At 71.2% G+C, this 19,278-nt stretch carries 19 protein-coding genes and 1 rRNA gene; 11 read left to right on the top strand and 9 right to left on the bottom strand.

Annotated features, from left to right (window positions below; all coding sequences use genetic code 11):
* The 4 genes from rrf to rlmM all read left to right on the top strand — a co-directional run.
* Positions 1-98: ribosomal RNA gene (gene rrf, locus QC818_RS17720) — 5S ribosomal RNA — on the top strand; the annotation flags it as partial.
* Positions 99-294: 196 nt separating this feature from the next.
* The gene (locus QC818_RS17715; protein WP_309654197.1) at positions 295-1,884 is read left to right on the top strand and encodes a BCCT family transporter; all 1,590 of its coding nucleotides are present in this window, start codon (positions 295-297) and stop codon (positions 1,882-1,884) included.
* 73 nt (positions 1,885-1,957) lie between these two features.
* Positions 1,958-2,389, top strand: coding sequence for a DUF2721 domain-containing protein (locus QC818_RS17710; RefSeq protein ID WP_309654196.1), 432 nt, complete (start codon positions 1,958-1,960; stop codon positions 2,387-2,389).
* Positions 2,386-3,453: a 23S rRNA (cytidine(2498)-2'-O)-methyltransferase RlmM gene (rlmM, locus tag QC818_RS17705; protein ID WP_309654195.1), complete on the top strand. Its 1,068-nt coding sequence runs from the start codon at positions 2,386-2,388 to the stop codon at positions 3,451-3,453. The genes QC818_RS17710 and rlmM overlap by 4 nt, the downstream gene beginning before the upstream one ends.
* Positions 3,454-3,490: 37 nt before the next feature.
* On the opposite strand, the gene QC818_RS17700 is transcribed toward rlmM, so the two are convergent.
* A complete protein-coding gene (locus QC818_RS17700; RefSeq protein ID WP_309654194.1) occupies positions 3,491-3,778 on the bottom strand; it encodes an antibiotic biosynthesis monooxygenase family protein in 288 nt (95 codons plus the stop codon).
* A 47-nt stretch (positions 3,779-3,825) separates the two neighbouring features.
* Here QC818_RS17700 and tusA point away from each other — a divergent pair, with 47 nt between their 5' ends.
* Positions 3,826-4,077: a sulfurtransferase TusA gene (gene tusA / locus QC818_RS17695; protein WP_309654193.1), complete on the top strand. Its 252-nt coding sequence runs from the start codon at positions 3,826-3,828 to the stop codon at positions 4,075-4,077.
* A 20-nt stretch (positions 4,078-4,097) separates the two neighbouring features.
* Here tusA and QC818_RS17690 read toward each other — a convergent pair whose 3' ends face one another.
* From QC818_RS17690 to QC818_RS17680, 3 genes are all read right to left on the bottom strand, one after another.
* Positions 4,098-4,802 carry a hypothetical protein gene (locus tag QC818_RS17690; protein WP_309654192.1) on the bottom strand — a complete coding sequence of 235 codons (705 nt, stop codon included), beginning with the start codon at positions 4,800-4,802 and terminating at the stop codon, positions 4,098-4,100.
* A 222-nt stretch (positions 4,803-5,024) separates the two neighbouring features.
* A complete protein-coding gene (locus tag QC818_RS17685) occupies positions 5,025-6,071 on the bottom strand; it encodes a DUF3080 family protein (RefSeq protein ID WP_309654191.1) in 1,047 nt (348 codons plus the stop codon).
* Positions 6,037-7,491 (bottom strand): MATE family efflux transporter, encoded by a 1,455-nt coding sequence (locus QC818_RS17680; protein ID WP_309654190.1) that lies wholly within the window; start codon positions 7,489-7,491, stop codon positions 6,037-6,039. The genes QC818_RS17685 and QC818_RS17680 overlap by 35 nt, the downstream gene beginning before the upstream one ends.
* A gap of 386 nt (positions 7,492-7,877) precedes the next feature.
* Here QC818_RS17680 and QC818_RS17675 point away from each other — a divergent pair, with 386 nt between their 5' ends.
* Positions 7,878-9,287 (top strand): FAD-binding oxidoreductase, encoded by a 1,410-nt coding sequence (locus tag QC818_RS17675; RefSeq protein ID WP_309654189.1) that lies wholly within the window; start codon positions 7,878-7,880, stop codon positions 9,285-9,287.
* Positions 9,288-9,374: 87 nt separating this feature from the next.
* A complete protein-coding gene (locus QC818_RS17670) occupies positions 9,375-9,929 on the top strand; it encodes an elongation factor P hydroxylase (protein WP_309654188.1) in 555 nt (184 codons plus the stop codon).
* Here the strand turns inward: QC818_RS17670 and QC818_RS17665 are convergent.
* A complete protein-coding gene (locus tag QC818_RS17665) occupies positions 9,917-10,765 on the bottom strand; it encodes a LysR family transcriptional regulator (protein WP_309654187.1) in 849 nt (282 codons plus the stop codon). The genes QC818_RS17670 and QC818_RS17665 overlap by 13 nt on opposite strands.
* Before the next feature lie 98 nt (positions 10,766-10,863).
* Between QC818_RS17665 and QC818_RS17660 the strand changes: the two genes are divergently transcribed.
* Complete coding sequence (locus tag QC818_RS17660) at positions 10,864-13,077, top strand: dehydrogenase E1 component subunit alpha/beta (protein ID WP_309654186.1); 2,214 nt, start codon at positions 10,864-10,866, stop codon at positions 13,075-13,077.
* On the top strand, positions 13,074-14,126 hold the full coding sequence (locus QC818_RS17655) for an ACP S-malonyltransferase (RefSeq protein WP_309654185.1): 1,053 nt from the start codon (positions 13,074-13,076) through the stop codon (positions 14,124-14,126). The genes QC818_RS17660 and QC818_RS17655 overlap by 4 nt, the downstream gene beginning before the upstream one ends.
* On the opposite strand, the gene QC818_RS17650 is transcribed toward QC818_RS17655, so the two are convergent.
* Positions 14,123-14,602: a hypothetical protein gene (locus QC818_RS17650; RefSeq protein ID WP_309654184.1), complete on the bottom strand. Its 480-nt coding sequence runs from the start codon at positions 14,600-14,602 to the stop codon at positions 14,123-14,125. The genes QC818_RS17655 and QC818_RS17650 overlap by 4 nt on opposite strands.
* Complete coding sequence (locus QC818_RS17645; RefSeq protein ID WP_309654183.1) at positions 14,595-15,476, bottom strand: TatD family hydrolase; 882 nt, start codon at positions 15,474-15,476, stop codon at positions 14,595-14,597. The genes QC818_RS17650 and QC818_RS17645 overlap by 8 nt, the downstream gene beginning before the upstream one ends.
* 149 nt (positions 15,477-15,625) lie before the next feature.
* Between QC818_RS17645 and QC818_RS17640 the strand changes: the two genes are divergently transcribed.
* Positions 15,626-17,560, top strand: coding sequence for an ATP-binding cassette domain-containing protein (locus QC818_RS17640; RefSeq protein WP_309654182.1), 1,935 nt, complete (start codon positions 15,626-15,628; stop codon positions 17,558-17,560).
* A 122-nt stretch (positions 17,561-17,682) separates the two neighbouring features.
* Here the strand turns inward: QC818_RS17640 and QC818_RS17635 are convergent, their stop codons facing one another.
* Entirely contained in the window at positions 17,683-18,135 is a 453-nt protein-coding gene (locus QC818_RS17635) for a universal stress protein (protein WP_309654181.1), read from the bottom strand.
* Positions 18,136-18,238: 103 nt separating this feature from the next.
* Between QC818_RS17635 and QC818_RS17630 the strand changes: the two genes are divergently transcribed.
* Positions 18,239-18,763, top strand: a complete 525-nt coding sequence (locus QC818_RS17630) for a preprotein translocase subunit YajC (protein WP_309654180.1) — start codon at positions 18,239-18,241, stop codon at positions 18,761-18,763.
* Between the two features lie 36 nt (positions 18,764-18,799).
* Here QC818_RS17630 and slyA read toward each other — a convergent pair whose 3' ends face one another.
* The gene (gene slyA / locus QC818_RS17625) at positions 18,800-19,240 is read right to left on the bottom strand and encodes a transcriptional regulator SlyA (RefSeq protein WP_309654179.1); all 441 of its coding nucleotides are present in this window, start codon (positions 19,238-19,240) and stop codon (positions 18,800-18,802) included.
* Between the last annotated feature and the right edge of the window lie 38 nt (positions 19,241-19,278).

Genomic DNA, 19,278 nt, shown 5'->3' with positions numbered 1-19,278 from the left:
GCGGGAACCACCTGATCCCTTGCCGAACTCAGCAGTGAAACCGCTCAGCGCCGATGGTAGTGTGGGAGTTCCCATGCGAGAGTAGGTCATCGTCAGGCACTTATTCGGAAAAGGCCCCGGGCTCGAGAGAGCTCGGGGCCTTTTTGTTTCGATCTCTTGATCCCCCCTGCCGTGGAAGCCCCGTGCTCGAAGGAGCTCGGGGCTTTTCTTCACCCCGCCGCTGCGCCGGCGAGGCGTGTCATCCCACCTGTCATTTCCGAAGAGGAGAGTGCGGCCTCCGGCCGACAGCATTGCATGAGCGAACCACACGCCACTACGACGACCACCGCCGCGTCCGCGCCCGGACGGCTGGGCGATCCCCTGGTGCTCGGCCTGAGCATCGGCTTCATCCTCGGCTTCCTGGCGCTGTCGCTGTACGACATCGACATGGTGGCCGGTGGCATCGCCGCCGGGTTCGCGTGGACGGCCAAGACGCTGGGCAGCTATTTCCAGCTGTTGCTGCTGCTGACCTTCCTGGTGGCCATGGGGCTGGCCTTCTCGCCGGTGGCCAGCGCTCGGGTCGGGAATCTCGACCGGCCCGAGCTGAGCACCTTCAAGTGGCTGTCGATCATCATGTGCACCCTGCTGGCCGGGGGCGGCGTGTTCTTCGCCGCCGGCGAGCCGGTCTACCATTTCGTGGTCACCCCGCCGGCCTTCGACACCGAGGCGGGCACCGCGGAGGCCATCGCCGGCGCGCTGGCCCAGTCGTTCATGCACTGGGGCTTTCTGGCCTGGGCGGTGCTCGGCTCACTGACCGCGGTGGTGCTGGCCCATGCCCACTATGTGCGGGGCCTGCCGCTGCAGCCGCGTACCCTGCTGGTGCCGGTGCTCGGCGATCGCCGCATGCAGGGCTGGCTCGGCGGCGTGGTCGACGCCCTGTGCGTGATCGCCGTGGTCGCCGGCACCGTGGGCCCGATCGGCTTCCTGGCCACCCAGGTCAGCTTCGGCCTGCACGAACTGTTCGGCCTGCCCGAAGGCTACGGCACCCAGCTGGCCATCCTGGTGGCGCTGGGCGTCGTCTACGTGTCCTCGGCCATGACCGGCATCCATCGCGGCATCCAGGTGCTCAGCCGCTTCAACGTGCTCCTGGCCCTGGCCATCGCCGCGGTGATCTTCCTCTTCGGGCCCACCCAGTTCCTGACCAATGCCTTCACCCAGGGCTTCGGCGAGTACCTGACCTCCTTCTTCACCATGGCCACCATGACCTCTCAGACCGCGCCGGACTGGTGGATGCAGTGGTGGACGGTGTTCTTCTTCGCCTGGTTCATCGGCTACGGTCCGCTGATGGCGATCTTCGTGGCGCGCATCTCCCGCGGGCGCACCATCCGCCAGATGATCCTGGCGGTGGCCGTGATGGCGCCGATCGCCACCACCGTCTGGTTCACCCTGCTCGGCGGGTCGGGCATCCACTACCAGCTGAGCGGTGCCATCGACCTGTCCGCCGCGCTGCAGGACTTCCAGTTCGACGTGGCCACCCTGACCGTGGCCCAGGCGCTGCCCGGTGGGCCGGTGATGGCCCTGGCCATCCTGGTGCTGACCACCATCTTCGTCGCCACCACCGGCGATTCCATGAGCTATGCGATCTCGGTGGTCGGCGCCGGGCATGACGCGCCCAATGTGCTGGTGCGCGCCTTCTGGGGCATCGCCATGGCACTGATGGCGGCGGTGCTGCTGTACATGGGCGCCGGGCAGATCAGTGCCCTGCAGCAGTTCATCGTGATCACCGCCATCCCGGTCTCGCTGGTGCTGCTGCCCTCGCTGTGGACGGGCCCGCAGGCGGCCATCGCCATGGCCCGCGAACAGGAGCTGCTGGCGCCCTCGCGGAAGCCGGCGGCCGAGGCCTGAGTCGGGCCGCCCGTCGCTCGGCGGCGGGCGGCCTGCTACCATTGGCGCCTCCGATCACCGAGGAGCTCGCGCCGTGACCCTGACGACGCCCGCCCTGCTGTTTCCCGCGATTTCCCTGCTGCTGCTCGCCTACACGAACCGCTTCCTGGTGCTGGCCCAGCTGACCCGCAAGCTGGCCGACGAGGTGCGCGACCAGGGGCAGGAAGCGGCGGCGCGCCAGATCCTGCTGCTGCGCAAGCGCATCTCGTTGACCAAGCGCATGCAGCTGGCCGGCGTGCTGAGCTTCCTGCTGTGCACCCTGTCGATGTTCGCGCTCTTCCTGGAGTGGACCCTGCCCGGCGTGTGGCTATTCGGCATCAGCCTGGTGTGCCTGTCGGTGTCGCTGATCTATTCCTTCTGGGAGATCCTGCTCTCCACCGATGCGCTCAGCGTGCAGTTGCAGGATATCGAGGACCTGTGGCGCGCCGCCGGACGCGGCAAGCGCCGTGACGAGGAGAGCTCATGACCGTGCCCCACGAACTGCTGCTGTATTGCCGGCCGGGCTTCGAGCCCGACCTGGCCGCGGAACTCCTCGAGAAGGCCGCCCTCGCCGGCGAGTCCGGCGCGCCCCGCTTCGAGCGCGGCGGCGGCTTCGTGCGCTTCGTGCTGACCGAGTCGCAACCCGCCAACGGCCTGCACCGCGCGCTGCCCCTGGCCTCGCTGGTCTTCGCGCGCCAGAGCCTGGTGGCGCTGCCGCCCCTGGCCCTCGATCGGGACGACCGGCTGTCGGCCATCATCGACCAGGTGGCGGACAGCGGCTGGAGCTTCGAGGCCGTCTGGCAGGAAACGCCGGACACCAACGAGGCCAAGGCCCTGGCCGGGTTGATCAAGGCGCTGCGGCGCCCCCTGGAGGCCGGCCTGAAGAAGCGCGGGGCGCTGCGCCGCAAGGCCGGTGGCCGTCGGCTGCACCTGCTGTGGACCGACGGCGACCGGGTGCAGCTGGGGATGAGCTTTCCCGGCAACCGCAGCGATCAGCCCGGCGGTATCCGCCGCCTGCGCTTTCCCCACGACGCCCCGAGCCGCTCGACCCTCAAGCTCGAGGAGGCCTGGCACGAGTTCGTGCCCCGGGACGAGTGGGAGACTCGCCTGGCGGAGGGCATGCAGGCGGCGGACCTGGGGGCGGCGCCCGGTGGCTGGACCTGGCAACTGGTGCAGCGCGGCATGCAGGTGTTCGCCATCGACAACGGCCCCATGGACCGCCGGCTGATGGCCACCGGCCTGGTCGAGCATCTCGCGGAAGACGGCTTCGTATGGACGCCGCCGGCGCGCCTGGACTGGCTGGTCTGCGATATCGTCGACAAGCCGGCACGGGTGATCGACATGGTCGAGCGCTGGCTGGTCCGGCGCTGGTGCCGGGAGGCGGTGTTCAACCTGAAGCTGCCGATGAAGCGGCGCTGGGAGGCCGTGTCGCAGGGCCTAGCGCGACTGGAGGCGGCTCTGGCGGAGGCCGGCGTGGTCGCCCGCATCGGCTGTCGCCACCTCTACCACGACCGGGAAGAGGTGACGGTCCATGTCCGGCTGGTCGCCTAGGGGGAGGTCTCAGCAGTAAGCCGGTCGCCGAGACGGCCTAGTAGTCGATCTGGTAGATGCGGATCCGCTCTTCCTCGGTGAGCAACGGATAGATGTTCTGCATGGTGCGTTGGCGCTGTTCGCTGTCGCGCCACTCCTTCCAGGCGCGCAGGTCGCGCCAGGTGGTGATCATCAGGCGGCGGTCCTCATGGCCCATCTCGACGAGGCTCTCGCCGCCCCCGAAGCCGGGGGCGCCCAGCACCTGGCGCATGGCCTCGCGGGCGGCCTGCTCGTATTCTGCCTCCAGTCCGGGCATGATACGACGCTCGATAATGATCTTGATCATTCCATCACTCTCCACTTCCGATCCTGTTTGAGAGGCGAGGTCACACCATGGTCGATGCCACGGATTCCCTGCCAGCCTGTGATGCCGAGCTGGACACCACCGGACTCTACTGTCCCGAACCGATCATGCTGATGCACAACAAGGTGCGCGACATGCAGCCGGGGCAGGTCCTCAAGGTGGTCGCCAGTGATCCGGCGACCACCCGCGACGTGCCCAAGTTCTGCGGCTTCCTCGGCCACGAGCTGGTGGCGCAGCGGGAAGAGGACGACCGCTACCTGTACTTTATCCGGCTGGGCTGAGGGCGGGCCAGGCGCGGCCTTCAACTCTCCGTGTCGGGCGGCATCACCATCAGGGCCAGGGCCTCGAGGGTGGCGGGGTCCTCGCGGCGAATGCGGTTGGCGATCTGGCGCTGGAAGAAGTAGACCACCCGGTGCCGGCTGTGGCCGGGGTAGAGGCAGTCGTCGCCGGGGAGGATCGGCGTCGAGTCGACCCGCTGCTCGTCGGCGAGCAGGGCCTCGATGCCGCCGTCGCTGTAGAGCCGCCAGCCGAAGACCTGCTTGAGCTGCCAGGGGTCGCCGCTGTCGTCCATGCACAGCGCGTGGGTGCCCTGGGTCTCCGGCAGCTGCTGGATCAGGGACGGCTCACGGGTCTCCTCGTACTCGAAGTAGGCGGCGGCCTGGTGCAGCTCCACGACCTTGTGGTCCGGCGGCGCCTCGAAGAGCTCCTCGGTCTCCGGGTCGCGATAGCCCACGAAGTGGCCGTGCTCGGGATCGTCGAGCAGATGGCAGGGCGTCAGGCGCTCCATCCAGGGCACCAGGCCGACGACCTCGCCGTCTTCCCGAAGCCCCCAGGCCAGCAGCGGCATGCCGAAGTAGGCATCGTCCTCCTGGGGCAGGTGGTACACCATTTCCAGGCCATCGAGTTCCGGGGCCAGACGCACCAGCCGACGACGGGCCTGTTGGCGTCGGCGCCGGGTTTCCAGGTCGATGACCCGGGCGGGGCGAGGTGACAGCGGGATACCCATGAAGTCGTCCCTCCAGCAGCTGCGGGGTCACGGCATCGGCCCGCTCGGGCCGGTCGGCAGCGCACAACGTCACTGTCATCCCATCAATAGCACAGAGTGGTGACCGAGGTTAAGGCCTGTCGCCCTCCTGGCGCGGCCGCGGGGCGGCCCGCCACCGCGCCCGCCACCGGATTGGGCCCGATAACGCCTTGCGGGCACGTGATTTTTTCTCGCCGCCAGGCGTCATCGACAGTGCCGCCGCAGCGACGTCGCCAGGGCGCGATGCCGCGTGCGGGCCGCCGCCAGCGCCGGCCAGGGAGCCTCGGCTCGGGTCAGCGACAGCCAGCGGCGGCGATAGGCCGCGACGGCGGGGCGCGGCGCCACCGCCTGGGCATCGAGCAGCGCCCCCACCGCGGCCAGCCAGCGCCGCGATGCGGCCTGCAGGCGCGGCAGCCAGGCCGCCAGGCGCCGGGCCTGGGGGCCCTGATCCAGCGCGGCGCCATCGGCGGGACAGCGCGACTCCGCCAGGGCCGTCTCGAGCAGCGCCGAGGCCTCCGTCAGGCGGCGCTCGGCGAGCATCAGCGCGCGCAGCAGCTCGGCGGTCAGCGGCCGGTCGCGCAGCCGCTTGAGGTGGCCCTCCAGGGTGGCCGAGTCCGGCGACCAGCGCCGGTCGAACTGGTGGAGGGTGGCCTCGCGCAGATAGGCCAGGGCGGGCAGCTGGGCGTCCACGGCGTCGAGCTCGTCGGGCGGCAGCGGCGCGCTGGCCCGGGAGAAGCTGCCCGTCCATTCGCTGGAGGCGAACAGGGCGTTCCAGCTCGCCCGCGGCAGCTGGTCGGTCTTGCGCCGGGTCAGCCGGGCCAGCCGCTGTCGGTCGCCCTCGCCGAGGGTGTCCGGCACCTCGCGGTTCCAGCAGCCGCTCAGGCGTCGCCACAGGCGCAGCTCGTAGAGCCAGCGCTGGCTGGGCGCGGCGACCCGGCCCAGCTGGTTGTTGCGCCCGGCGACCAGGTTGGCGATGTGGCAGCCGCGCAGGGCGAAGACATCGAGCAGCCCCTCCCGGGTCTCGGGGATCTCGAACAGGCGCTGCGCCCGCTCGGGGAAGGCGCCGATGTTGGCCGGGGCCTCGGGGGCCGGCGGCGGCAGCGCGAGGCGCTCCGCCAGCTCGCCCTGGTAGCCGGTCAGCAGGCGGTCGGCCGGCCCCTCGCCGCAGCCGGCCAGCAGCCCCGCCACCAGGGCCAGGCACCACCGGCGGCGGCCCTCAGTCCGGGGTCTGCGGAATCTCCATCTCGCCATGCGCTATCGCCTTGCTCCGTCGTCTCAAGCGTTCGCCCAGCAGGATCGCCGCGACCGTCAGTCCGGCCACCAGGCCGATCCAGTAGCCGTGCACGCCCAGCGGCGCGACCCGGCCGAAGAGGCCATGATCGCCCAGCCAGTGGCCGCCGCCCAGCCCCACCAGCCAGTAGGCGACCAGGGTGATCAGCATGATGATCCGGGTGTCCTTGTAGCCGCGCAGGGCGCCGGCCAGGTTCACCTGCAGGGAGTCCGAGACCTGGTAGAGCATGGCCAGGCCGACCAGCGAGAGCGTCAGCCGGGTCACCGCCGGGTCCTGGGTGTAGAGCCCGATCACCGGCTCGGCGGTCAGCCACAGCAGCAGGCTGTTGAGCAGCGCCACCGCCACCGCCACCAGGATGCCGTTCCAGGCCACCCAGCGGGCGGCCTCCGGGCGTCCCTGGCCCAGGGTGTTGCCGACCCGCACCGTCAGCGCCATGCCCAGCGACAGCGGCAGCATGAACAGCAGCGAGGTGTAGTTCAGGGCCACCTGGTGGGCGGCCACCGTCACCTCGCCGAGGCTGGCGATGAACAGCGCGATCAGGGTGAACAGGGTCACCTCGACGAAGATCGACACGCCGATCGGCACGCCCACGTAGAGGAGCTCGCCGATGACCCGCCAGCGCGGCGGCGTGGGCGAGCACCACAGCGTGACCTCGCCGTAGGCCCGGCTGTGGCGGGTGTAGGCGATCATGGTCAGGCACATCACCCACATCGACAGGGCCGTGGCGATGCCGCAGCCCACCGCGCCGAGCGCGGGCAGGGCCGACAGCGGCGCGGGCAGCCAGCCGCCGAACAGGCCGGCCAGCCCCTCGCCGCCGTAGATGAGCACGAAGTTGCTGGGGATGTTCACGGCCAGGCCCACCAGGCTGATCCACAGCGCCGGCCGGGTGTGGTTCATGCCGTCCGAGAAGGCGCGCAGGGCCATGAAGATCCCCACGCCGGGCAGCCCGAAGGCCACCGCGGCCAGGTAGCCGGCCGAGCGGGCGGCCACCTCCGCGGGCACGTCCATCAGCCGGAACACCGGCATGACCGCCGTCCACAGCAGCAGGGCGGCGACCAGTCCCAGTGCCAGGCCGATCCACAGCGCCTGGTGCACCTGGAGGCGGATCGACGACCGGCGATTGCCGCCCAGCAGGTGGGCGACGATCGGCGTCAGCCCCATCAGGGTGCCGGTCATGAACAGCATCAGCGGCAGCCACAGGCTCGAGCCCACCGACACCGCGGCCAGGTCGGTGGCGCTCAGCCGGCCGGTCATCATGACGTCGACGGTGCTCATGCCCGCCTGGGCCAGCTGGGCGCCGCAGATGGGCAGGGTCAGGCGAATCAGGGGAGCCGTCTCCCTGCGCGAGACGGCGATCAGGTCGGAAAGCAAGCGGGCCAAGGGAGATGCTCCATGCCGGGATCGGTACGGCCCCGGGCTCCATGCGTGCGGGGCGGTCGCCCTAGTCTATCAGGCGCACTCGGAGCTGGCGTCCGGGGAACGCGGCACATCGGCGAACAGGCTCAGCCCAGCCAGTCGGCGCAGGTCCGCGAGGCCTGCGACGAGGAGGCGTTGCGCCCATCGAGAAAGCCGGGGGCAGCAACGGGGGGAGGTGGCAGGGCCGGGAGGGAGTGGTACGAATCGCGTACTGGCATCGTGGGCGGCGGGTTTCCATGCTGAGGATACGGCATCCCGCACCCCGTGCGGGGTCTCTCTCATTCCTCGCCTCGCGCCGCTATCCCGGGGTGGGGTTGGCCGGGTGGCATGGCCACCCAAGGAGATCGGACATGGGCCTCTCATCACAACGCTCAGCCCTGACGGGACCGGCGTTGTCCAACCTGCGAGAGCGAGTACGCGGCCGTCTGCTCTCGCCGGATGACGACGGCTACGAGGCCGCGCGATGCCTTTTCAACGCCATGATCGACAAGCGCCCCGCGCTGATCGTCCAGTGCGTCGACGTCGCCGACGTCATGGCCGCCCTGGCCGTGGCTCGGGCCCAGGGGCTCGATGTCGCCATGCGCAGCGGTGGTCACAACGGGCCCGGCCTGGCGCTGGTCGACGGCGGGCTGGTCATCGACCTGTCGCCGATGCGGGGCGTACGCGTCGACCCCGAGGCTCGGACGGTGCGCGTCGAGCCCGGCTGCACCTGGGGGGACGTGGATCACGCCACTCACGCCTTCGGGCTGGCCACGGTCAGCGGCATCATCTCCACCACCGGCGTCGGCGGCCTGACCCTGGGCGGGGGACACGGTTACCTGACCCGCCGCTACGGCCTGACCATCGACAACCTGGTGAGTGCCGACGTGGTGCTGGCCGACGGCCGCCTCGTGCACGCCAGCGAGGCCGAGCATCCCGACCTCTTCTGGGCGCTGCGCGGCGGGGGCGGCAACTTCGGGGTGGTGACCTCCTTCGAGTACCGCCTGCATCCCGTGGATACCGTCATCGCGGGGCCCATGTTCTGGCCCCTCGACGCCCTGGCGCCGACCCTGCGCTGGTATCGCGACTGGCTGCCCGAGGCGCCGGAGGAGCTCTATGCCTTCTACCTGACCGGCGAGGTGCCGCCGGCGCCGCCCTTCCCCGAGGAGCTCCATGGCCGCAAGGTCTGCGGGCTGATGTGGTGCTGCACCGGCGAGCCCGGCCAGGCCGAGGCCGCCATCCGTCAGGCCAGGAAGGTGGCCGAGCCGCTCTTCGAGCATATCGGCGAGATGCCCTATCCGGCCCTGCAGAGCCTGTTCGACGGCCTCTACGCCCCGGGCGACCAGTGGTACTGGAAGGGCGACTTCGTGCGCGACATCAGCGATGCCGCCATCGCCGTGCACCGCCGCTTCGCCGAGGTGCCGACGACCCAGTCGACCATGCACCTCTACCCGGTGGACGGAGCCGCCGGGCGGCCCGGCGTCGGGGAGACCGCCTGGGGTCATCGCGACATCACCTGGTCGATGGTGATCGCCGGCGTCGACCCCGATCCCGGGCGAGCCGACCTGATACGTGACTGGGCGCGGGACTACTGGCAGGCGCTGCATCCCCACTCGGCAGGCGGGGCCTACGTGAACTTCATGATGGAGGAGGGCGAGGCCCGCGTGCAGGCCACCTATGGCGACAACTTCGCGCGACTACAGGCGATCAAGGCCAAGTACGACCCCGACAACGTCTTTCACGTCAACCAGAATATCCCGCCGGCCGAGGCGGTGGCCTGAGCCCGGGGCCGCGCCGTCCCGGCGGTTTTCGCCGTCGGGGCGGCCTCGCTATACTGTGCCGCCCACTCACCACCCGCCGGAGCCCGCTTGAGCCACCGCCTCGAGGATGTCATCGCCCTGTTCGACGGCCTCTTCCTGCCGACCTACCGGACCCGCCTGGTGCGCGGCGGCGACGAGCCGCTCTACCTGCCCGCCGACGGGACGACGCCCCACCACCGGGTCATCTTCGCCCGCGGCTTCTACGCCAGCGCCCTGCACGAGATCAGCCACTGGTGCATCGCCGGGGCCCGGCGGCGCGGGCTGGAGGACTACGGCTACTGGTACCTGCCCGACGGTCGCGACGCCGAGCAGCAGCGCGCCTTCGAGGCGGCGGAGGTGGCGCCCCAGGCCCTCGAGTCGCTGTTCGCCGCCGCCTGCGGGCACCCCTTCCACGTCAGCGTCGACAACCTCGGCGAGGTCGAGGTCGACCGCGAGGGCTTCGCCGCCCGGGTGGCGGCCCGCGCGGCGCGCTACGAGCACGAGGGCCTGCCGACCCGGGGCGAGGCCTTTCGCACTACCCTCGCCGCCTTCTACGCGGAGGGCGCCTCGCTCGACGAGGCGGTGGCGGCGGGGCGGGCCTGGCTGGCGCCTCAGCCGGCCTGAGTCGCCCAGCGCTCCCGGCTCAGCGCGATCAGGGCGTCCAGCGCCGCGGTGTCCGCCCGGCGCGGCCAGGCGAGCCCCACCACCTCGGCGATCTCGAGTTCCTCCAGGGGACGGCACTGCAGGTCAGGACGAGCCAGTACCTCCGGCCAGGCCGGCACCAGCGAGGCGCCGACCCCCGCCGCCACCAGTCCCAGGGTGTACTCGATGGTGCGCAGCCGCGCGTGCACCTGGCAGCGCACTCCGGCGTCCGCCAGCGACTCGCCCAGCCGTTCCATGCCGGCGCAGGGGGAGCGCCAGATCATCGGCAGTCCGTCCAGCGCCTCGAGCGCGACTCTCGTCTCCCTTCCCAGCGGGTGGCCGGCCGGCAAGGCCAGCAGGTAGCGATCATGCCAGATGGGCTGGAAGGCCTCCTCGGGGGAGAGCTCCTGCTCGCCGATGATGCGGGCGTCGCAGGTCTCCCCGGGATTGACCAGGGTCAGCGCCAGGTTGTCGCGGCGTGCCGCGTAGTCCTTGAACAACGACGACATGCGCTCGGCGCCGAGGGAGCGCTTCAGCCCCAGGCGGACCGGGGTCGGGGCCTGGGGCTGGCGGAACAGGCGGGTGATGGCGCCCATGTCGTCGCAGACGCGGCAGGCCAGCGGATAGAGGCGCTGGCCCTCCTCGGTGGGGGTGATCCCGCGTCGGTGACGCTCGAAGAGCACGGCATCGAGCCGCGCCTCCAGTTGCGCCAGGGCCTGGGAGATCGAGGGCTGGGCGACATGGCAGCGGCGGGCGGCGGCGCTGATCGAGCCACCCTCGTAGGCGGCCAGGAAGTAGCGAAGGCTGCGTACATCCATAGGTATAGCCTTTATCAGGTGCAGGATATCGATATTATTCCTTTGCCTGCAGGCCGCGCTAGGCTGGATAGCCTCTCCATCGCCCAGCAGGAGCCGCCGTGTATCCCGATCCCTTGCCTCAGGAGCAGCGTTTCCTCGATGCCCTCGACCAGGACGACTGGCCGAAGCCCCCGTCATCCTGGACCCCGGAGACCGTGGGCCTGGCGCCCGCCGCGCTGGCCGAGCTGTTCGAGAGCCAGCTGTTCAGCCGTCACCTGGATCTCCAGGCTCGCCGTCTGCAGGGCCGGGGCGAGGCCTTCTATACCATCGGCAGCGCCGGCCACGAGGGCAACGCGGCGGTGGCCCTCGCCCTGAGGCCGAGCGATCCGGCCTTCCTGCACTACCGCGATGCCGCCTTCCTGATCCAGCGTGCCCGCATGGTGCCGGGACAGACGCCCCTGCGGGACCTGCTGTTGAGCTTCGCCGCCTCCGCCGAGGATCCGATCGCCGGCGGCCGACACAAGGTACTGGGCTCCAAGGCGCTCAACATTCCCCCCCAGACCAGCACCATCGCCTCGCATCTGCCCAAGGCGATGGGCGCCGCCTTCGGCCTGGGGCTGCGGCGTCGCCTGGGATGTCAGCCCAGGGAAGGCGGTGACGACCTGGTGATGTGCAGCTTCGGGGATGCCTCCTTCAACCACTCCACCGCTCAGGGGGCGATCAACGCCGCCGGCTGGGCCGCCTATCAGGGCTCGCCGATGCCGCTGATCTGGCTCTGCGAGGACAACGGCATCGGCATCTCCACCCCCACCCCCCAGGGCTGGGTGGCGGCCAGCATGGGCGCACGGCCCGGCATCCACTACCTGGCCTGCGATGGCCTCGACCTGCTCGATACCTGGCAGGCATCCCGGGAGGCCGCACGCCTCGCTCGGGTGCACCGGCGGCCGGTGTTCCTGCACATGCGCTGCGTACGGCTGTTCGGCCACGCCGGCTCCGACGCCCAGCAGGCCTACCTGTCGGCGGCGCGGATCCGGGCCGACGAGTCGCGGGACCCGCTGCTGTACGGCGCCGGCCTGCTACGGCGTCACGGCGTCCTGTCGCGCGACGCGATCGCCGCCCTCTACCACCATGTCCGCGAGCGGGTGGCGCGCGTCGCCGAGGAGGCGATCCGTCGCCCCAGGCTGGCCAGCGCCGAGCAGGTGATGGCCAGCATCGTGCCGCCGCCTCGGCCCGGTCGCGCCCGGCCCTGGCAGGGCGAGGTGGACGACAAGCCCGATACCCTGGCCCGGCGGCTCAATCGGGCCCTCGACCGGCTGATGCAGCGTTATCCCCGGCTGGTGATGGCCGGCGAGGACATCGGCCGCAAGGGCGGGGTCTACGGCGTGACTCAGCAGCTGCAGTCGCGCTTCGGCCCGCACCGGGTGATCGACACCCTGCTGGACGAGCAGAGCATCCTGGGCCTGGGCATCGGCCTGGCTCACGACGACCTGTTGCCGATCCTCGAGATCCAGTTCCTGGCCTACCTGCACAACGCGGAAGATCAGCTGCGCGGCGAGGCCGCGACCCTGAGCTTCTTCTCCGCCGGCCAGTACACCAATCCCATGGTGGTGCGCATCGCCGGGCTCGGCTACCAGAAGGGCTTCGGCGGCCACTTCCACAACGACAACGCCATCGCCGTGCTGCGCGATATCCCCGGCCTGCTGGTGGCCTGTCCCTCCAACGGGACCGATGCCGTGGGATTGCTGCAGGAGGCGGTGCGCCTGGCCGACGAGGAGCAGCGCGTCGTGGTGGTGATCGAGCCCATCGCGCTCTACCATCGGCGCGACCTGCTGGAGGAGGGCGACGGCGGCTGGTGCTTCCCCGACCCGGGGCCCGAGCATCGCCTGCCGGTGGGGCAGCCGGGGCAGTGGGGCGAGGGCCGGGACCTGGCCATCGTCACCTACGGCAACGGCGTCCACCTCTCCCGCCGGGCCGCGGCGCGCCTCGAGGCCGAGGGGATCGCCCCGCGCATCATCGACCTGCGCTGGCTCACCGCCATCGATCACGAGGCCCTGGGCGCGCGGGTGGCCGACTGCGCCCGCATCCTGATCGTCGATGAATGTCGCCGCACCGGCTCGGTCAGCGAGGAGCTGGTGACCGGCCTGATCGAGCGGGGAGTGGCAGGCGAGCGGATCGGCCGATTGACGGCGGAGGACAGCTTCATCCCGTTGGGGCGCACCGCCACCGCGACCCTGCCGTCGGTGGAGGGCATCGTGGAGCGAGCCCGGCGGCTGTTCGGCGCCGCCCGGGCCGAGGCTCCACCTACTCCGCAGGCCGGGAGGGCGCACCCATGAGTGCCCGCGAGGATTCGCCGCGCGAGCGGCTGTTGATCGTCTGTCCCGGCCGGGGCACCTACAATGCGCCCGAGTGGGGCAGCCTGATCCGTCATGCCGGCGGTGCCGACTGGCTGGAGCGACTGGACGCCCTGCGCCGCGAGGCGGCATTGCCCACCCTCGGCGAACTCGACGGCGAGATCTCCTGGCGGATGAGCCTCCATGGGCGGGGCGAGCATGCGGCGCCGTTGATCTATGCCTGTGCCCTGGCCGACCTGCTGGCCATCGATCGCGAGCGCCACGAGATCGTCGCGGTGACCGGCAACTCCATGGGCTGGTACATCGCCCTGGCCGCCGGCGGGGCCCTGGGGCATGAGGCAGCCTTCCGGCTGATCGGCACCACGGCGGGCCTGATGCAGGAGCACGGGATCGGTGGCCAGCTGCTCTATCCCTGGGTGGACGACGACTGGCGGGGGCGGCCCGAGCGGCGGCGGGAACTGCTGGCGCTGGTCGACGAGCTTCATGGCCGCCACGGCGCCGAGCTCTACCTGTCCATCGAGCTCGGCGGCATGCTGGTGTTCGGCGGCAACGAGGCCGGGCTCGAGGCGTTGACGCGGCGATTGCCCGCCAGGGGCCGATACCCCTTGCGACTGCCCCAGCATGCGGCCTTTCATACGCCGTTGCAGGGGCCGGTGCGGGAACTCGCCCGCCAGCGCTTCGGCCCTGCTAACTTCAGGGTCCCGGGAGTACCGTTGATCGATGGTCGGGGCCATCTCTGGACGCCGTGGAGCACCGATCCCCAGGCGCTGTGGGAGTACACGCTGGGCGAGCAGCTGGTGGCGCCCTACGATTTCAGCGCCGCCGTCAGGGTGGGGGTGCGTGAATTCGCGCCCGATCGGGTGGTCATCCTGGGCCCGGGCAGTACCCTCGGCGGGGCCACGGCCCAGGTGCTGATTCAACTGGGATGGCAGGGGCTGGCGGACAAGGCGGACTTCCAGGCCCGCCAGGCGCAAGACCCGCCGCTGCTCGCCATGGGGGTGCCGGAGCAGCGCGAGCGGCTGCTGCCCTAGTCGTCCAGGGCCAGGCGCTGGTGCAGCGTCAGCATCACCTGAATCTCTTCCTCGGGGCGCAGCGGCTCCAGGCCCAGTTCGCCGAACAGCTCGCCGCGCGCCCGGGCCCAGTCGCCGGGCGCCAGCCCCGCGTAGAGGCTCTCCGCGGGAGCCAGCTCGACGAAGGGATCCAGTCCGTAGGTCTCGAACAGCCTCGACAGCGCCGCCTCGTCGTCGCCGACGCCGGCGGTGTAGAGGGTGGCGTTGAAGTGGTCGCTCTCCAGCTCGCGGATCACGTCCAGCGGGCTCACGCCCAGGCTGGTGAGCTCCTCCAGGCTGTAGGCGCCCAGCGAGACCAGCTCGTCGTCCAGCCAGTCGTCGTCGGGCTGGATCAGGGTGTGCTTGACGCGGCCGTCACTCAGGGTCCAGGCGATCGACAGCGGCAGCTCGCCGTCGTCGCCGGTCTCGACGGCGATGAAGGCCGGCAGCTCATCCATGGTCGGGTCCCTCCTCGGGGGCGTGGGGGGCGAGGCCGAAGAAGGCCAGGGCGGTGGCGGTGGTGGCGCGAGCCAGCTCGGCCTCGGTGTCGCCGCGCCAGTGGGCGATCTCGCGCACGATCCAGGGCAGCAGGGCCGGCTCGTGGCGCCGCCCCTTGAGCTTGGCGGGCAGGTTGCGGGGCAGCAGGTAGGGACAGTCGGTCTCCACCATCAGGCGCGTCGCGGGGATCGCGCCGACCAGCTCGCGCAGGTGGTGACCGCGGCGCTCGTCGCACAGCCAGCCGGTCAGGCCGATGTGCAGGTCCAGGTCCAGGTAGCCGTAGAGGGTGTCGCGATCCGCCGTGAAGCAATGCACCACCGCCCGCGAGATGTCGTCGCGCCAGGCATGCAGCATCTCGCGCATGCGGCGCCCGGCGTCGCGCTCGTGGAGGAACAGCGGCAGCCCGCTCTCCGCGGCCAGGCCCAGCTGAGCCTCGAAGGCCCGTTCCTGCTCCGCCGGGGTCGAGAAGTTGCGGTTGAAGTCCAGGCCGCATTCGCCCACCGCGACCACTTCCGGCGCCCGGTGCAGCTCGCGCATCGCCGCCTCCAGCGCCGGCGTCCAGCGGCTGGCGTCGTGGGGGTGGATACCGGCCGTGGCATGCAGCCCGGGGTGCTCGCGGGCCAGCGCCACGGCCTGCTCGGCATGCTCGCGGTCGGTGCCGGTCAGGATCAGGGTGTCGACGCCGGCGGCCCGGGCGCGGCGGATCGTCGCCTCGAGATCGCGGGCGAAGCTCGCGTGGGTCAGGTTGGCGCCGATGTCCACCAGCGGCGCCGGCGAACGGAACCGCAGCGCCTCCGGCAGGGCGTCGTCGAAGGGGGGCGTCGTGTCGGCCAAGGCGGAACACTCCTGTGGGGTCGTCTGGCAAGCGAGGCGAGCGCGCGGTCGCCCCGGCGGGCGCGTATTGTACCCGTCGGGCGGGGGGCGGGCCACGCCGGGGGGGCATGCGTTACACTGGCGGCTTCGACGAACCAAGAGGTGAGCGCGTGACCCTGCTACGTCTGGAACAGCTGCAACTGGCCTATGGGCCCCGGGTGCTCCTCGACGGCGCCGACCTGGTGCTGGAGAAGGGCGAGCGCCTGGCCCTGGTGGGCCGCAACGGGACCGGCAAGTCGACCCTGCTCAAGCTGGTGGCCGGCGAGATCGCCCCCGACGGCGGCAGCATCTGGCGCGCGCCGGGCCTCAAGATCGGCGTGCTGGCCCAGGACCTGCCCGACGCCTCGGGGGAGACCATCTTCGACGTGGTTGCCCAGGGCCTGCCCGAGGCCGGGGCCCTGCTCTCCGAGTACCATCACCTGGTCCAGGCCGAGGCCCCGGACATGGCACGCATGGCCCAGCTGCAGACCCGCCTGGAGGCCATCGACGGCTGGTCCTTCCACCAGCGCATCGACGTGGTGCTGACCCGCCTCGGCCTGCCGGAGGACGCCGAGATGGCCGGCCTCTCGGGGGGCTGGCGGCGGCGCGTGGCGCTGGCTCGGGCGCTGGTCGCCGAGCCCGACCTGCTGCTGCTCGACGAGCCCACCAACCACCTGGACCTGGACACCATCGCCTGGCTGGAAGAGCAGCTGTCCGCCTTCCAGGGGGCCGTGCTGTTCATCACCCACGACCGGGCCTTCCTGTCCAAGCTGGCCACCGGCATCCTCGAGCTCGATCGCGGGCGGCTGGGCCGCTATCCCGGCGACTATGCCCGCTACCAGGAGCAGAAGACCCACGAGCTGGAGGTCGAGGCCCGGGAGAACGCCGAGTTCGACAAGAAGCTGGCCCAGGAGGAGGCGTGGATCCGCCAGGGCATCAAGGCGCGGCGGACCCGCAACGAGGGGCGCGTGCGGGCCCTGCAGAAGATGCGCCAGGAGCGCGGCGAGCGCCGCGAGCGCCAGGGGCGGGCCAGCCTCTCGGTGGACAGCGGCGAACGCAGCGGCAAGCGGGTGGTGGAGCTGACCCGGGTCAGCCAGCGCTACGGCGACGAGACGGTGATCCGCGACCTGAGCCTGGAGATCCAGCGCGGCGACCGCATCGGCCTGATCGGCCGCAACGGCGCCGGCAAGACCACCCTGCTCAAGATCCTGCTCGGCGAGCTGGCGCCCACCGAGGGCACGGTGCGCCTGGGCACCAAGCTGCAGGTGGCCTACTTCGACCAGCTGCGCGCCGGGCTGGAGCCCGAGAAGAGCGTCTACGACAACGTCGCCCAGGGCAGCGACCGGGTGACGGTGGGCGGTCGCGACCGCCACGTGATGAGCTACCTGCAGGACTTCCTGTTCACCCCGGAGCGCGCCCGCCAGCCGGTCAAGGCGCTGTCCGGGGGCGAGTCCAACCGTCTGCTGCTGGCCCGGCTGTTCACCCAGCCGGCCAACGTCCTGGTGCTCGACGAGCCGACCAACGACCTGGACGTGGAGACCCTGGAGCTGCTCGAGGAGCTGCTGCTCGACTTCGACGGCACCCTGCTGCTGGTGTCCCACGACCGGGCCTTCATGGACAACGTGGTGACCAGCGTGCTGGCCTTCGAGGGCGAGGGGCGCGTCCGCGAGTACGTGGGCGGCTACAGCGACTGGGTGCGCCAGGGGGGCAAGCTGCCCCCGGCGCCCTGGGAGGGCGCGGCCCGGCAGCATGCCGAGCCGGTGGCCGAGGCCGCCCCGTCCCGGCCGCCCGAGGAGCGGGCGGCGGCGTCCGCCAAGCCCGCGTCGCGGCCGGCGAAGCTGTCCTACAAGCTGCAGCGCGAGCTCGACGGCCTGCCGGCCGAGATCGAGCGCCTGGAAGGCGAGGTCGCCGATATCGAGGCCCGGGTGGCCGACCCCGCCTTCTACCAGCAGGACACCGAGACCGTCACCGCGACCCTGCAGTCGCTGAGCGACAAGCAGGCCGAGCTGGAGGCCGCCATGGAGCGCTGGATGGAGCTGGAGGCGATGGCCGCCGGGGAGGCCTGAGGGGGCTGCGGCGCTCGGCGCCCCGCAGGAAGCCGGCGAGGGCGCCCCGGCGCCCTGCCCGGAACGCCGAAAGGCGCCCCGACGGGCGCCTTTCGCATGGCTCGGGCGAGAGTTTGGGCGGGTTACTCCTCCGCCTCGCCGTCCTTGCCCACGCGCACCGCCAGCACGTCGCACTGGGCGCCGTGCAGGACGCCGGTGGAGGTGGAGCCCAGCAGCAGGGCGAAGCCGTGGCGGCCGTGGGAGCCGACCACGATCAGGTCGACGCCCTGCTCCTCGGCGAAGCGGTGGATCTCGGTGTCGGGCATGCCGACCACCACGTGCTGGTTCTCCTGGGCCACATGGGGATCGGCGATCTCGGCCAGGCGCTGCTTGGCGTGCTCGTCGAGCTGGTCCTGGATGCTGGTGAGGTCCATGGGGATATCGCCACCGTAGGCGAAGCCGAGCGGCTCCAGGGTATGCATGATGGAGAGCTTGGCCTGGTTGCGGTCGGCGATCTGCATCGCGCGTTCCAGCACCTTGTGGGAGTCCTTGGTCAGGTCGACGGCGACCAGGACATGACGATACTCGTTGCTCATGGCATTGCCTCCGGCAGGTCCGAGTGGGATGGCTGTTCCCCACTCTAGGACGCGCCACGAGACAAGACAACGACTTGCATCAAGAAAGGATCAGGAAACGCTTATGATATGGCTGATCATCGCCGCCGTGGTAGGCATGGTGTTCGCCCCGGCCATGTGGCTGCGGCCCAGCCCGCGCCAGCAGCGGTCGATGCGCCTGCGCGAGGCCGCCAATCGCCTCGGGGTGCGCGTGAGGCTCGCGCCCTCGCCCCTGCATCACGACGGCGATCGCATGCCGGCCTATCGCTGGCCCTATCCCGCCGAGCGGCCGGGCCCCGACTTCATGCTGGTCCACGACGACGAGGCCAGTGCGGCGCTCAAGGTCTTCGTCGATGGCTGGCGCTGGCGCAAGGAGCCGCTCCGCGGGCTGCCGGCGACGGCGCGCGAGCGGTTCGCGGCCATGCTGGCGGCCCTGCCGGCGGATGCGGTGGCGGTGGAGTCGGATGCCGAGGGCCTGACCCTATGGTGGGGCGAGTCGCAGGACGAGGCCGCCTTCCAGGCCCTGGCCGGGCGGCTGGCCGAGCTGCGCGACGGCCTGGCGGGCCGCCCGGACAACCCCGAGGCGCATCGCCCGTTGCGCTCCGTCTAGGCGGGGGACGGAGCTTCCCCGGGGCTCCGCGTCCTTCTAGGCCTCTTCCCGGGACTGGATCGCCAGGCCATTGGCCTCGATCCGCGACAGCAGCTCGCCGAGCTGGTCGACGTCCGCCTCGGAGAGGCCGGCGAGCATTTCCTTCCGCGCCTGGCTGACCACCGCATCGATGCGTTCCAGCAGGGGCGTGGCGGCCTCGGTCAGGACGATGCGCTTGGTGCGCCGATCCTGGTCGCAGGGGCGGCGCTCGATGAGTCCCTGCTCGGCCAGCTGATCCAGGGTGCGCACCAGGGACGGGGCCTCGACGCCGATGGCGCGCGCCAGGTCGCACTGGGGCTGGTCGTCGCCCAGGCGCCACAGGTGGTAGAGCGTGACCCAGCGGGTCTGGGTCAGCCCTTCCGGGGCCAGGCGTCGGTCGATGATGGCGCGCCACAGGCGCGGCACGCGGGCGAGTTGAAAGCCGATGTTCTGATGCATGGGACTCTGGGTAACGGGAAAGCCTGGCTGGATTGTCC

Origin of the sequence: Halomonas koreensis (genome assembly GCF_031451675.1) — a bacterium.
Lineage (GTDB): Bacteria > Pseudomonadota > Gammaproteobacteria > Pseudomonadales > Halomonadaceae > Halomonas > Halomonas koreensis.
This window is presented reverse-complemented; position numbering and strand designations above follow the sequence as displayed.

Coding starts and splice junctions, on each gene's coding strand:
- QC818_RS17675 (WP_309654189.1), top strand. CDS start 7,878: ATGGGCCTCTCATCACAACGCTCAGCCCTGACGGGACCGGCGTTGTCC.
- QC818_RS17685 (WP_309654191.1), bottom strand. CDS start 6,071: ATGGCGAGATGGAGATTCCGCAGACCCCGGACTGAGGGCCGCCGCCGG.
- QC818_RS17635 (WP_309654181.1), bottom strand. CDS start 18,135: ATGAGCAACGAGTATCGTCATGTCCTGGTCGCCGTCGACCTGACCAAG.
- QC818_RS17715 (WP_309654197.1), top strand. CDS start 295: ATGAGCGAACCACACGCCACTACGACGACCACCGCCGCGTCCGCGCCC.
- rlmM (WP_309654195.1), top strand. CDS start 2,386: ATGACCGTGCCCCACGAACTGCTGCTGTATTGCCGGCCGGGCTTCGAG.
- tusA (WP_309654193.1), top strand. CDS start 3,826: ATGGTCGATGCCACGGATTCCCTGCCAGCCTGTGATGCCGAGCTGGAC.
- QC818_RS17650 (WP_309654184.1), bottom strand. CDS start 14,602: ATGGATGAGCTGCCGGCCTTCATCGCCGTCGAGACCGGCGACGACGGC.
- slyA (WP_309654179.1), bottom strand. CDS start 19,240: ATGCATCAGAACATCGGCTTTCAACTCGCCCGCGTGCCGCGCCTGTGG.
- QC818_RS17630 (WP_309654180.1), top strand. CDS start 18,239: ATGATATGGCTGATCATCGCCGCCGTGGTAGGCATGGTGTTCGCCCCG.
- QC818_RS17655 (WP_309654185.1), top strand. CDS start 13,074: ATGAGTGCCCGCGAGGATTCGCCGCGCGAGCGGCTGTTGATCGTCTGT.
- QC818_RS17700 (WP_309654194.1), bottom strand. CDS start 3,778: ATGATCAAGATCATTATCGAGCGTCGTATCATGCCCGGACTGGAGGCA.
- QC818_RS17690 (WP_309654192.1), bottom strand. CDS start 4,802: ATGGGTATCCCGCTGTCACCTCGCCCCGCCCGGGTCATCGACCTGGAA.
- QC818_RS17665 (WP_309654187.1), bottom strand. CDS start 10,765: ATGGATGTACGCAGCCTTCGCTACTTCCTGGCCGCCTACGAGGGTGGC.